The 12353-nt window shown below is 73.6% G+C and carries 8 protein-coding genes; 2 read left to right on the top strand and 6 right to left on the bottom strand.

The genetic code is table 11. The features are described from left to right. The first annotated feature begins 333 nt into the window (after positions 1–333). Positions 334–1332 carry a tyrosine-type recombinase/integrase gene (locus tag ACZ4XD_RS09020; RefSeq protein WP_468039692.1) on the top strand — a complete coding sequence of 333 codons (999 nt, stop codon included), beginning with the start codon at positions 334–336 and terminating at the stop codon, positions 1330–1332. A 95-nt stretch (positions 1333–1427) separates the two neighbouring features. Here ACZ4XD_RS09020 and ACZ4XD_RS09015 read toward each other — a convergent pair whose 3' ends face one another. The 4 genes from ACZ4XD_RS09015 to ACZ4XD_RS09000 all read right to left on the bottom strand — a co-directional run bounded on the left by ACZ4XD_RS09015 (position 1428) and on the right by ACZ4XD_RS09000 (position 7358). Further along, entirely contained in the window at positions 1428–2246 is an 819-nt protein-coding gene (locus ACZ4XD_RS09015) for an IPT/TIG domain-containing protein (RefSeq protein WP_468039690.1), read from the bottom strand. 516 nt (positions 2247–2762) lie between these two features. Continuing rightward, complete coding sequence (locus ACZ4XD_RS09010) at positions 2763–3824, bottom strand: alpha/beta fold hydrolase (protein ID WP_468039688.1); 1062 nt, start codon at positions 3822–3824, stop codon at positions 2763–2765. Positions 3825–4013: 189 nt separating this feature from the next. Further along, positions 4014–5093 (bottom strand): rod shape-determining protein MreB, encoded by a 1080-nt coding sequence (gene mreB / locus ACZ4XD_RS09005; RefSeq protein ID WP_468039686.1) that lies wholly within the window; start codon positions 5091–5093, stop codon positions 4014–4016. A gap of 150 nt (positions 5094–5243) precedes the next feature. Then, positions 5244–7358, bottom strand: a complete 2115-nt coding sequence (locus ACZ4XD_RS09000; protein ID WP_468039684.1) for an FUSC family protein — start codon at positions 7356–7358, stop codon at positions 5244–5246. Between the two features lie 268 nt (positions 7359–7626). Here ACZ4XD_RS09000 and ACZ4XD_RS08995 point away from each other — a divergent pair, with 268 nt between their 5' ends. Then, a complete protein-coding gene (locus ACZ4XD_RS08995; RefSeq protein ID WP_468039681.1) occupies positions 7627–8646 on the top strand; it encodes an alpha/beta hydrolase in 1020 nt (339 codons plus the stop codon). Positions 8647–8677: 31 nt separating this feature from the next. Here the strand turns inward: ACZ4XD_RS08995 and ACZ4XD_RS08990 are convergent, their stop codons facing one another. Beyond that, positions 8678–9538, bottom strand: coding sequence for an ABC transporter permease (locus ACZ4XD_RS08990; RefSeq protein WP_468039679.1), 861 nt, complete (start codon positions 9536–9538; stop codon positions 8678–8680). Then, positions 9535–12234 (bottom strand): alpha/beta fold hydrolase, encoded by a 2700-nt coding sequence (locus ACZ4XD_RS08985; protein ID WP_468039677.1) that lies wholly within the window; start codon positions 12232–12234, stop codon positions 9535–9537. The genes ACZ4XD_RS08990 and ACZ4XD_RS08985 overlap by 4 nt, the downstream gene beginning before the upstream one ends. Positions 12235–12353: the final 119 nt, after the last annotated feature.

Genomic DNA, 12353 nt, shown 5'->3' with positions numbered 1-12353 from the left:
GTGACAATGGAAGTCACTTCGACAAAGCCAAAACCTGTGCCGCCTTGCATCTTCCGTTGTCCATAAGCGAGTTGGAGGTGCGTCACAATACTCCCGCACCGGTGAGTGATCCGCGGGAGGGCCGTCGGCGCGGACCGTCCGTGCGGTGCAGCCCGGTCTTTTGCACCGCCCACAGCCACGATGTGGTCACGATTTCCCGGCTTCGGTTTCGCGCTCAAGAGCGCCTCGCGCCAAGAGCCCCGCCGGCCGAATAACTCCCCAGCAGACAAGGGTGATCCGATAATGAACGATAACGCCGGGTGCCGGATTCCGCCCGGGACCGACACACACACGATGTCACTCACCGCCTACGGCGAACGGAGGTGGGAAGCGGCGATGCACGGCCTGGAAACCCTGACCATGTCCCCCTACCAGGCCGGGTGGCGGCTGCGCGTCGTCCCCAGCATCGGCCATGTCCCCGTGCGCCAGGTCACCCGCCGTGTCGTCAACCGCGCCCTGCACTGCTGGATCGCCGACGAATGCGGCCTGTCCACCGTGAAGAACAGCCTCGCCGTCCTCGTCCGCGTCCTGGAACAGGCCGTCCGGGACGGGGTGCTGGACGCCAATCCGGCGCGGGTGGCCGGCTGGCAGCAGGAGTACCAGCGGGCGCAGGCCGAGCGCACCGCACCGCGGTCGCTGGCGCTGCCCGACGCGGACGCCCTGGAGCGGCTGGCGACCGCCCTCGTCCGGCGGGCCTCCGACGGCTACGAAGGGTGGGGCGACATCGTCCGGTTCGCCGCCTGGACCGGCACCCGCTTCAGCGAGGTGTCCGCCCTCCGGGCCCAGGACATCGATATGAGCACCTGGACCTGGCAGGTCCAGCACTTCACCGTGTCCGAGCCGGAAGGTCTGCACGACCGCCCCTGCCGAGGCCGGCACCACCGGGTGGTGCCGCTGCGCCCCGCCGCCCGCGAACTGGCGGCCGGACGGCTGGAGACGGCGCGGCACCGGCCGCAGGCCCGGCTGTTCACCGGCCCGCACCGGAGCCGGTTCACCGCCGCGGCACTGCGGGACGCGACCCACTGGGACGACGTGGTGGACGAGCTCGGCCATGAATACCTCCGGCGCCAGGACCTGCGCCATACGGGCCTGACATGGATGGCGGACGCCGGGCTCCCGCTGCCGCTGCTGTGCGGCGCCGCCGGGCGGCCCCCGCAGGACACCCGGCGCTATCTGCCCCCTGACGGGCCTCGCCTTCCCGCGCAGAGCCCCGGGGAGCCACCGGCGAGTTCGGCCCCCGCCCGGCGTACGGGCGGGGGCCGAACCGTTTTCCTGCGTCCCCCTACGGAGTGACGGTGCCGGGCCGCCCGGCTGGGCCCGGCCGGGGACCGCGCGAGCGGTGGACCTCGGACGCCGGGACCCGGACCGTCCTCCACAGGGGCGGGCCGTCACAGGTAGGTGAACGACCCGGCGTTGACGCTGCCGACCGGGGTCTGGACGGTCACCTGCACCGTCGTCCCGCTGGTGCCCGGCGGGATGGTGCCGGTCACGGTCGTACCGCTCGCATTCACCGTCACCCCCGGGGCGGGTGTGGCCCCGAAGAGCACACTCGCCCCGAAGAGGTTGGTTCCGACGATGGTGAAGGTGCCTCCCGCGGACCCGGTGGCCGGCGTCACCGTTCCGGTGACCGTCGGAGGCAGCTGCAGGTAGGTGTAACCGCCCGGGACGGTCGCGGTGCCGCCCGCGGTCGTCACCACGACCGGGACATTGCCCCCGGCGGGCGGCCCGGCCGGCGTGACACCGAACAGGACGGAGCCGGTGGGGTCCGTGCCCAGCACGGTCGCCGCGCTGCCGCCGATGGTGACGGTGGCGCCCTGAAGGTTCGAACCGACGATGGCGAACGGCTGGCCGCCCGCGGTCGGCCCGGAGTTGGGGCTGATGGACGCGGCCGCCGGAGGGCCCGCCACGAGGTAGGTGTACGACGCCGGGTTGCTGGTACCGGCCGGGTTGGTGACGGTGACCTGCACCGTACCCGCGGCGTGCGCCGGGGCCAGGACCGTGAGGGTCAGCCCCAGCGGGTCCTGCGCGACGATGGTCGCCGACGTTCCCCCGAAGAGGACGCTGGTGGCGCCGCCGAGGCCGAGACCGACCAGCTGCACCGTGTTGCCGCCCGTGGTCGGCCCCGTGGCCGGCACCACGCCGAGCAGCAGCGGCCCGATCGCGAGCGGCAGGGCCGGGAGGCCCGGCTGGAGTGTGGGTGTAGTCATGAAGGTCCTCCTGCTGTGTGAGCTCGTTGCTCGGCCGCTCGTGGCAGACAGGGCACACAAGCCGGAACCCGAGCACTTGGCAGCAGCCGGCCGCACAGGAGGACGACGCAGACGGGCGGACACGGCCGGCGCACACCTGGGCGGCGTGGGGGGCCGTCGCGCTCCTGGCCGCCCTTCACAGCCCCTCAGCGAAGAGGACTGGTGGGCGGGCCGGCTACCGAAACCCGAGGGGGATGGACGGCCCACCGACAGGCCACACCAGTAACCCAGAAGAGTTGCCACCTGGCAATCGCGTTGACCCCTGAGCACCCGATCGGCGGAGCGCGAAAATGGGGGGCTTCACTACGGGCGGGGGGACTGGGGGGCCGGGGGGCCATGGGGGGCTTTGCCGGTGGCTGTTCGCCACTGGCAGGGCAAGGCCACCGTGAGCCCTGCCCCCGGCCCGGGCTCACCGTGTCTCCTCCCGCCGGCCCCGGCGCCGACACCGACCCCGACCCCGACCCGCCGGCCGCGGTCCTAAGGCGCCCGCACCCCGGCCTCCGGCAGGGACCGCAGCCAGTCGGTCATCAGCCGGTTGACCTCCTCGGGGCGTTCTTGCTGGACCCAGTGGCCGCAGCCGTCGAGGAGGTGGGCGGCGGAGAGGCCGGGGAGGGTGCGGGGGAATGCCTTGATGGCGTCGGCCAGCCACTGGGTGGTGACGTCGTGTTCGCCGCCGATGAAGAGGGCGGGCTGGGTGAGCGGGGCCCCGGCCCAGGCGGCGAGGTCCTCCCAGTCGCGGTCGACGTTGCGGTAGCGGTTGAGTGCGCCGGTCAGGCCGGTGCGCTCGAACTCGGCGGCGTAGAAGTCGAGATCGGCCCCGGTGAGCCAGGAGAGGGGCCGGGGCTCTCCGGCGGGGAAGCGGTCGGACAGTTTGCCGCCCGGGGGGACGGAGAAGATGCCGGGGCCGGAGGTGGGCTCGGCGTCGCCCGAGAGGCCGGCGTAGAAGCCGGCGAGCCAGGTACGGACATCGGGTTCGATCTCCGCCTCCGCCCGGCCCGGCTCCTGGAAGTAGTTGATGTAGAACTCCTCGGCGCCGCCGATTCGGGCGAAGGCTTCGGTGGGGCGGGTCGCGCCGCGCGGGGTGTACGGCACGCTCAGCAGGGCCACGGCGGTGAAGACGTCGGGCCGCAGCAGCGCCGAGTGGGCGGCGATGGGTGAGCCCCAGTCATGGCCCGCGATGACGGCGGTCTCCTCGCCGAGGGCGCGCACCACGGCGGCGTTGTCGGCGACATGGGCCAGCATCCGGTAGGCCGCCACGTCGCGGGGCTTCGAGGAGCGTCCGTAGCCGCGTACGTCGAGGGCGACCGCCCGGTAGCCCGCCGCGGCGAGGGCGGGGAGCTGGTGGCGCCATGAGTACCACGACTCGGGGAATCCGTGGACCAGCAGGACGAGCGGTCCGGTCCCCTGCTCCACCAGGTGGATGCGGCCGCCGGGGACCTCGACGGTGCGGTGGGTGGCCGGCGGGACGGCGGCGGGACGGTCCGGTGCTTCTCCCGGGGGCGTGGCCGGCGGGGGCGTCGTCTCGGCGGACTGCGGCATGTTTCCTCCTGGGGCGAGTACGGCCGCGCTCATGAGGGCGGTGGGCGGTGGACGGACGCGGGGCCGACGGGTCGTCATGCCCCGCCGTGGCCCGGCCCGCTCCGCCACGATCATGGCGCGGCCGGCCCGGCGGGCGCGAGGATTCTTGCCGGAACGGCAAACGCCCGCCGCGGACGCCGGGTTCGCCTCCTACAGTCGCACCGTCTTCCGCGGCTGCTGCTTCGCGCCCGTCAACAGGCCGTGCAGGGAGGCGAATTCGTCGACGCACTTGGCGGTTCCGTTGACCACACAGTCCAGCGGCTCGTCGGCGACCCGGACCGGGACGCCCATCTCCTGGCGCAGCCGCCGGTCCAGGCCGCGGAGCAGGGCGCCGCCGCCGGTGAGGGCGATGCCGTGCTCGACGATGTCGCCGGAGAGCTCGGGCGGGCAGTCGTCGAGGGTGCGGTGGACGGCGCGGACGATCGCGTCGACGGGTTCGGCCAGTGCCTCGCGGATCTCCTCCTCGGTGATCTCCTGGATGCGGGGCAGGCCGTTGACGTGGTCGCGGCCGCGGACGGTGTAGGAGGACGGACGGTCCGGTTCGCCGTCCTCGTCGACGTCGACCGGGGTCCAGACCGCCGAGCCGATGGCGATCTTGATGTCCTCGGCGGTGCGCTCACCGATGTCCAGGGCGTGCTTCTTCTTGATGTAGGCGCTGACGGCGGCATCCAGGGCGTCCCCGGCGACCCGTACGGACTGGGCGGTGACCAGGCCGCCCATGGAGACGACGGCGACCTCGGTGGTGCCGCCGCCGATGTCCACCACCATGCAGCCGACCGGCTCGTCCACCGGGAGGCCGGCGCCGATCGCGGCGGCCATCGGCTCCTCGATGAGGTGCACTTCGCGGGCGCCGGCGCCCCGGGCGGAGTCGATGACCGCGCGCCGTTCGACCCCGGTGATGCCGGAGGGGACGCAGATGACGACCCGTGGCCGGGAGAAGCGGCGGCTGGGCAGGGCCTTCTTCATCAGGGCGCGGAGCATCTGCTCGGCGGCGTCGAAGTCGGCGATGACGCCTTCGCGCAGCGGGCGCATCGCGGTGATGCCGGACGGGGTGCGGCCGATGGTCCGCTTGGCCTCCAGGCCCACGGCGATCACCGCACCGGCGGCGTTGACCGCGACGACGGACGGCTCGTTCAGCACCACGCCCTTGCCGCGGGCGTACACCAGGGTGTTGGCGGTGCCGAGGTCGATGCCTATGTCATACGTTCCGGACGAAGTGCTGGAGGCCATGGGGGGTTCGTATGCTCTCTCGCGACGGGGTGGGTTCCCGGGGCATTGCGCTTCAGACAACCCCATGGGCTACCAATAGCGTTCATTGCGGGCAACTGTTAAGACTACCGGGGACGCCGATTGGTTCCCCGCCCTGCCGCTCCTCTCCGCTCACCGGCTGCTGTTCTCCTCGGCGCCGCGGGTCTGTCCGCGGTCGGTGTCCGGCTGTCTGGACAGCGCCTCGGCCAGGTCGTCGAGGGCGTCGAGAAGCAGGTCCGCGACGCGCAGGGCGACACCTCGGTTCTCGTCCTCCGCGTCCCACCTCTCCCATACGGCCCGCAGCTCGCTCCAGTTCAGTGCGCCCCGTTCCCGGACCGCCCGGGTGGCCTCCTCCAGGGAGGCCCGCAGCTCGAAGGCGAACGCGGTGGCACCCGGTGAGGACGCGGCGTCCCGTTCGGGGAGGTGGACCTCCAGGATCATCGTGACCCGGCCCATGGTGGCGAGCGCGGTACCGGCCGCCTTCGCCGAGGCGGGCGAGAGGCCGCGGTGGCGTACGGGTTCCTTCTCGGCGCGGGCCTCGCTCTCCTCCCAGGCGGCGCGCGCTGCCCGGGAGTCCAGCAGGGCGTCGCGGATCTGCCGGGGGCGGCGTTCGGCGGGCGTGGCGTACAGGTCGTACACGGCCAGGGCGTACTCCCCGTTGGCGGCCAGCCAGTCGGCGAGGCCGTCGCGGAGCCTGGGTGTCTCCCAGGCGGGGAACAGCGCGTACGACAGCATCGCGAGCAGCCCGCCGAGGAGGGTGAGCACGACGCGTTCCTGGACGGTCTGTTCCCAGCCCGCGCCGGCGATGCCGAGCAGGAAGACGACATAGGCGGCCACACACGCCGAGGTCACCGCGAAACCGGTGCGCATCAGCAGGTACATCAGCGCGACGCAGACCACGGCCAGCCCGGCGCTGACGTACCGGCCCGGATGCGCCACGGCCATCAGCGCGCCCGCGATGCCGACGCCGACGAGGGTGCCGCAGAAGCGGGCGACGCCGCGGGAGTAGGTCTGGGCGAAGTCGGGGCGCATCACCATGACGGAGGCGAGCGGCGCCCAGTAGCCGTGGCCGAACGGGAGCGCGGTGCCCAGCAGATAGCCGGCCGCGGCGACCGCGGCGACCCGGAGGGCGTGCCGGAAGATGTGCGAGGTCCAGCGGGCCTCGCGGTGCAGGGCGCGCAGGGCGCCCGGTACCAGCCGGGGGACGCTGGGGCGCAGCAGATGGCCGCGTTCGGCCTCGGTGGTGGGGCGGGTGGCCTCGACCGGCTCATCGGTGAGTTCGACGGCGTCGGCGAGCAGGGAGATCAGGCGGTAGGCGGAGCGGCGGGCGGCCCCGTGGAGCATCGGGCCGGTCGCGGGGACTTCGAGGGTGGCCATCGCCTCGGGCGGCAGCCGGACCGGCTTCGCGTGCCGTACGGCATGGGCGACGGCGTCCAGGACGGTGGCGGCGGCGCCCAGCAGATCGCGGACCCGGTCGCGTTCGGGGCCTTCCGTCGGGGCGCCCACGACCGGGTCGGCGAGGGCGGCGAGGACCGGCCGGACGCGTTCGGCGAGGCCGCGGGGGCCGTGCAGTTGTACGGGGCGGCGGCGGGCCTGACGCGGGGTCACGGCGGAGGCGAGCCGGGCGTCCATCAGGGGCGCCGGGTCGAAGGGGGCGACCGGGTCGTGCCGCAGCCGCCGGGCGTAGTCGGCCTCGGCGGCCAGGGCGTCGGCGAGCGCATCGCGCTGGACGCCCCAGGGGCGGACCGGGAAGACCACGATGAGGGTCGCCTGGACGAGCCCGCCAAAGAAGATCAGTGCGGCGTGTTCGGCCGCGCCGAGGACGGAGGTCGGCAGGGTCACGGTGACCAGCATGATCGCCACGGTCTGGGTGCCGGCCAGCCCGGAGACCGGGCCGATCGCCCAGGCCATGCCCGCCAGGAACGTCCAGCCGGCCAGCAGCAGGACGAACGCGACGACATGGGCGGCGGCCAGATAGCCGAGGAAGGTGGAGACCGCCAGCGCACCGGCGACGGCGAGCGCGAGCACCGGGCGCGGCCGCATGCTGCGCTGGAAGGTGACGATGCCGGAGGAGAACGCGCCGAAGGCGGAGGAGACCGCCAGCGCCGGGTCGCCCAGCCACAGGCACAGCCCGATGACGATGGCGACGCCGACCGAGCCGCGCAGGGCGATCAGGGGGGTGAGCTTGGTCCGCTCGATGGTCAGCCCCGAGCGGGCGGCTTCCTTGAGCGCACGCGACCAGGTCATGGCGAGAGGATACGGGGACGGAAGCGGGAGTTCCGGAATGCCCTGAGCGGGTTCCGCGTCCCCGCGCGCCGCCCGCACACCGGGAAAATCCTGGTAAAACCCCCTTCCCGCGGCACGGACAACATCCCAGGTCACCAAGGGGATGCCGGCATTCCGGACGGGCGGTGCGAGGAAGCCGACACCCCGGTGGGGAAACCGGGGGCCGGGCCGCTGCCCTCTTGCTCCCCAGCCGGGACAAGTCCCGGGTGTCCGGCAAGGAGAAAGACCCGTGCGCAGAGCCCTGTTCCGCCCGGTGATCGCGCTGATCACCCTGACCGTCCTCGCCGCCACGGCCGGCTGCGGGACCAGCGCCTCCCCCACCTCCCCCGTCCGGTTCGGCGCGACCCAGGCCGACGCCGCACTCCACGCCGGCCCGCCCGGGAAGCAGTCGCTGGTGCAGTGGCCCACGCGACCGATCAGCTTCGAGGAGGAGAGCCGGGTCGGCGGAGCGGGCGGGAACACCCCGATCGGCGTGACCACCCTGCACGGCCCGAAGTCGGGCTTCACCGGGAAGGTCTGGGTCTGGGCGCCGCCGGAGTACTACGAGAAGCGGAACGCGCACAAGGGCTTCCCGGTGATGGAGGCGCTGCCCGGCGCGTACGGCTACCCCGTCAACTACTGGATAGGCGCCGACCTCAAGCTCCAGGAGAACCTCGCCCGGTGGTCGAAGAACGGCAGCAGCCTGCCGTTCATCGTCGTCATGCCGGTGCTCAACCCCGATGCCGAGCACTACTACGACGGCAGCGACATACCGGGCCAACCGAAGATCGGCACCTGGCTCAGCCAGGACGTGCCCGACCTCGTACGGCAGAACTTCCGCACCCTCAGGACCCGCGACGCCTGGGCGATCATGGGCTCGTCGTCGGGCGGTTTCGCGGCGCTGAAGAACGTGCTCCAGCACCCGGACACGTTCAAGGTGGCGATACCCAACGGGCCGGACATCGTGCCCGACTCACCGCTGTGGAAGGGCCATGCCCGCCAGGAGCGGGAGAACAACCCGGAGGTGCTGGCCCGCCGGCTGATCGCGCGTGGCGGACCGGACGTCTACCTCGCCTTCCAGGACGGCTCCCGGGAGCACACGGTGCTGCCGAAGGTGCGGAGGTTCCAAGCCCGGTACGGGCACGGGCCGGTGCACACCCGGCTCCAGATAGTGCCGGACGGCACGCACAGCGCGGCGACCTACGTCCAGGGCCTGGGCGAGGGCACGATGCGCTGGGTCAGCGCGCACATGCAGGGGCCGACCGCCTGACGGGGCCGGCCCCGGGGGACGGGCGCCGGCGTCACGACACCACGTCCTTGCGGGCGAACCCCCGGAACGCCAGCGCGCACAGCACCAGGGCGTACGCCGCCGAGACCGCCGAGCCCTGGATCATCCCGGACCACTCCATCCGGGGCTGGAGGGCGTCCGCCCAGGAGTACTGCCAGTGCGCGGGCAGCACGTTCCGCCAGCTGCCCAGGGCGGTGACCTGGTCGAGGACATTGCCGACGATGGTCAGCCCGACGGCGCCGCCGACCGCGCCCAGCGGCGCGTCGGTCACCGTCGACAGCCAGAACGCCAGGGCCGCGGTGACCAGCTGACTGACGAAGAGGTAGCCGACCACGACCGCCAGCCGCGGCACCGCCTCACCCGCGGGCAGCGCGCCGCCGGCGGGCAGTTGCAGCGGCCCCCAGCCATACGCGGCGCTGCCCACACCCAGCGCCACCAGCGGCAGCAGCAGCATCGCGGCGGCGCTGAACAGCAGCCCCACGGTGAGCTTGCTCAGCAGCAGCCGGGCCCGGGGGACCGGGGCGGCGAGCAGATAGCGCAGCGAGGCCCAGCTCGCCTCCGACGCGACCGTGTCCCCGCAGAACAGGGCCACCGGCACCACCAGCAGGAAGCCGGCGGACACGAACAGCGTGGTGGCGGCGAAGTTGCCGCCGGACGCGGTGGCGGTGTCCATCAGGGTGATCCGGCCGTTGCCCCGGCCGGCCGGGTCGCCGCCGATCGCGAACGCCGCCACCAGCACGAACGGCAGCGCCGTCAGGATGGCGGCGATCACCAGCGTGCGGCGGCGGCGCAGCTGGCGGCGGGCCTCGACACGCAGCGGGAGGGTGCGGCGCGGGCGGTAGCCCGCCGCCCGCGCGAGGGGGGTCGCGGTCATCGGTCCCCTCCGATCAGGGTGAGGAAGGCGTCCTCCAGGCGTCGGTGCGGGCCGACGCGGTCCACCGGCACCTCCAGCCGGAGGAGCCCGGCGAGCAGTTGGGGCGTGTCGATGCCGTCCAGCCGTACCAGCAGGCCGCCCTCGGCGCGTACGGCCGAGGCGACGCCCGGCAGCGCGGCCACCTTCTCCACCACGGCGTCATCGAGGTCTTCCGCGACCCCGACCAGCAGGGTGTCGCCGGAGCCGGTGATCTCGGCGACCGGGCCGGCCTGCACCAGCCGGCCGCGGTCCATGACGACCAGATGGGTACAGCTCTGTTCGACCTCGGACAGCAGATGGCTGGAGACGATGACGGTGCGTCCGGCGGCGGCGTAGCGGATCATCACGTCCCGCATCTCCCGGATCTGCGGCGGGTCGAGCCCGTTCGTCGGCTCGTCGAGGATCAGCAGATCCGGCAGGCCGAGCATGGCCTGGGCCAGGGCGAGGCGCTGCCGCATGCCCTGGGAGTAGGTGCGCACGGCACGCTGGAGGGCCTCGCCGAGGCCGGCGATCTCCAGCGCCTCGTCGAGGTGTGCGTCGGCGGCGGGCCGGCCGGTGGCCTGCCAGTACAGGTCGAGGTTGGCGCGGCCGGACAGATGCGGCAGGAAGCCGGGGCCCTCCACGAACGCGCCGACCCGCGACAGCACCGGGGCGCCCGGCCGGACGGCGTGCCCGAAGATCCTGATCTCGCCCTCGTCGGGCGTGATCAGCCCCATCAGCATCCGCAGGGTGGTGGTCTTGCCGGCGCCGTTGGGCCCCAGCAGCCCCAGCACCTGGCCCTTCTCGACGCGGAAGGACAACTCCCGTACGGCATACCGGTCGGTGGACCCGGCGTACCGCTTGCTCAGTCCGCCGATCTCCAGCGGGACCTCGGCGAGCGCCTCGTCGGGCGCGGGCGCCGCGGTCCGGCGGCGGGCGGTGAGCAGCAGCAGCGCGGCCACCACCGCGGCCGCGGCCGGCAGCGCCCAGGTCCAGGCGGGCAGCGGGGCGGCGGCGCTGCGCACCTCGGGCGCGGTGGGCACGTCGAGGGCGCCGTCCTTCAGGGAGACGGTGTAGGCGGCGGGTTCGGCCGGGGAGGCATAGCCGAGGTCGGTGGCGGAGAGCACCAGCCGCAGCCGGTGGCCGGCCGCGAAGTCATGGTCGACGGCGGGCATCCGGAGCCGCACCGTCCGGCCCGCCTCGGCGTCCTTGATCCGGTACGGCGTGACGAGCTGGGACGGCAGTACCTGGCGGCGGCCGTCCGGGCCGACGTCGTAGACCTTGGCGAAGAACACCGCGTCCGGGGAGTCGGAACGGACGTGGACGGTGGCGGTGGGGCTGCCGGTGAGGTGGACGGGGGTGCGCAGCGGCGCCGAGTCGAAGCGGGCGTACTGGCCGGAGAAGTCCAGCGACAGCCCGCCGGCGCCGAGCGAGGAGAGATTGCCGAGCGCGCCGACCCCGGGCACCGCGGAGATCGCCGGCGGTCCGGCGCCCGGCGGGTTGCGGAAGGTCTGGGTGCGGCCGGCCAGGTGGACCCGCCGCGGGTCGTGGTCCAGTCCGGCGTAGCGGTCCGCGTGCGCGCCGCGCAGCCGCACCGCGCCGTTGGTGGAGTCCACTCCCCCGCTGCGGCTGATGCGGAACCCGGGCCCGGTATCGGCATGTTTGTCGCCCTTGAGATAGCGGTCGAACCACGCCTTCGTCCGCCCCTCCAGGCGGGCGGCCTCCCGGTCGCCGCCGTCGTGCCCGCCGGAGATCCAGTCGACGCCGACCGGCGCCCCGTTCCCGCGGAGCTTCTTGTAGAGGGCGTCGGACTGGTCGAGCGGGAACAGCGAGTCGGTCTGGCCCTGCATGATCAGGGTCGGCACCTTGATGCGGTCGCCGACGGCGGACGGGCTGCGTCCCGCCAGGAGGTCCCGGGCGGCGTCGTCCGGCCGGCCCTGGACGGCGACCCGCTGGTACATCCGGCACAGCGCGGGCTCGAAGCGGCCGCAGCCCCCGGACGTGGTGGGCGCGGGGACCGCCGAGCCGGTCGCGGTGCCGGCCGAGCCGGTGGTGAAGAAGATCCCGGCCCACAGCTTCTTGAACACCCCGTGCGGGAAGAGGGCGTCGGCGAGGTTCCAGTAGGTGATCTGCGGGGCGATGGCGTCGACCCTCCGGTCGTGGCCGGCCGCCAGCAGCGAGATCGCCCCGCCGTAGGAGCCGCCGGCCACCCCCACCCGGGGGTCGCCGTCCTTGTCGAGCCGCACCTCGGGGCGCTCGGCCAGCCAGTCGATCAGCCGGCGGACATCGGCGACCTCACCGTCCGGGGCGTTCAGCCCGATCTTGCCGGTGGACTTCCCGAAGCCGCGCGCCGACCAGGTCAGCACGGCGTAGCCGTCCCGGGCCAGCTGCTCGGCCTGGGGACGGAGATTGGCCTTGGTGGCGCCGAAGCCGTGGGCGAGCAGCACCGCGGGCCGCCGTCCGCCGGAGTCGCCCGCGGTGAAATAGGAGGTGTCGATCCGCACCTTCTTCGCGCTGCCGGGCTGCTCCGGCATCGTCATCAGCCGGTCCGTACGGTGCACGGCGGGCGCGGCATCCGAGGAGGCGGCCGCCCAGGTGCCGCCTCCTATGAGGACGGCCAGCGCGCCCGCGGCGGCGAACCAGCGCCGGCCGCGCGGTCGGATACCTCGGAGATCCATACCGTGAATCCTAGGGAGGGCCCGGCGCGGGCGGCCGGTACCCCGGGCGGAACCCGGCGGACTCCCTGGGGAGTAGGGTGCGGCCTCCCGTACCACGGACGCGGTACCGGGGCGGGGAG

This window comes from Streptomyces sp. NPDC029466 (genome assembly GCF_055574515.1).
This window is presented reverse-complemented; position numbering and strand designations above follow the sequence as displayed.

Coding starts and splice junctions, on each gene's coding strand:
- ACZ4XD_RS08990 (WP_468039679.1), bottom strand. CDS start 9,538: ATGACCGCGACCCCCCTCGCGCGGGCGGCGGGCTACCGCCCGCGCCGC.
- mreB (WP_468039686.1), bottom strand. CDS start 5,093: ATGGCCTCCAGCACTTCGTCCGGAACGTATGACATAGGCATCGACCTC.
- ACZ4XD_RS09000 (WP_468039684.1), bottom strand. CDS start 7,358: ATGACCTGGTCGCGTGCGCTCAAGGAAGCCGCCCGCTCGGGGCTGACC.
- ACZ4XD_RS08985 (WP_468039677.1), bottom strand. CDS start 12,234: ATGGATCTCCGAGGTATCCGACCGCGCGGCCGGCGCTGGTTCGCCGCC.
- ACZ4XD_RS09010 (WP_468039688.1), bottom strand. CDS start 3,824: ATGCCGCAGTCCGCCGAGACGACGCCCCCGCCGGCCACGCCCCCGGGA.
- ACZ4XD_RS09020 (WP_468039692.1), top strand. CDS start 334: ATGTCACTCACCGCCTACGGCGAACGGAGGTGGGAAGCGGCGATGCAC.
- ACZ4XD_RS09015 (WP_468039690.1), bottom strand. CDS start 2,246: ATGACTACACCCACACTCCAGCCGGGCCTCCCGGCCCTGCCGCTCGCG.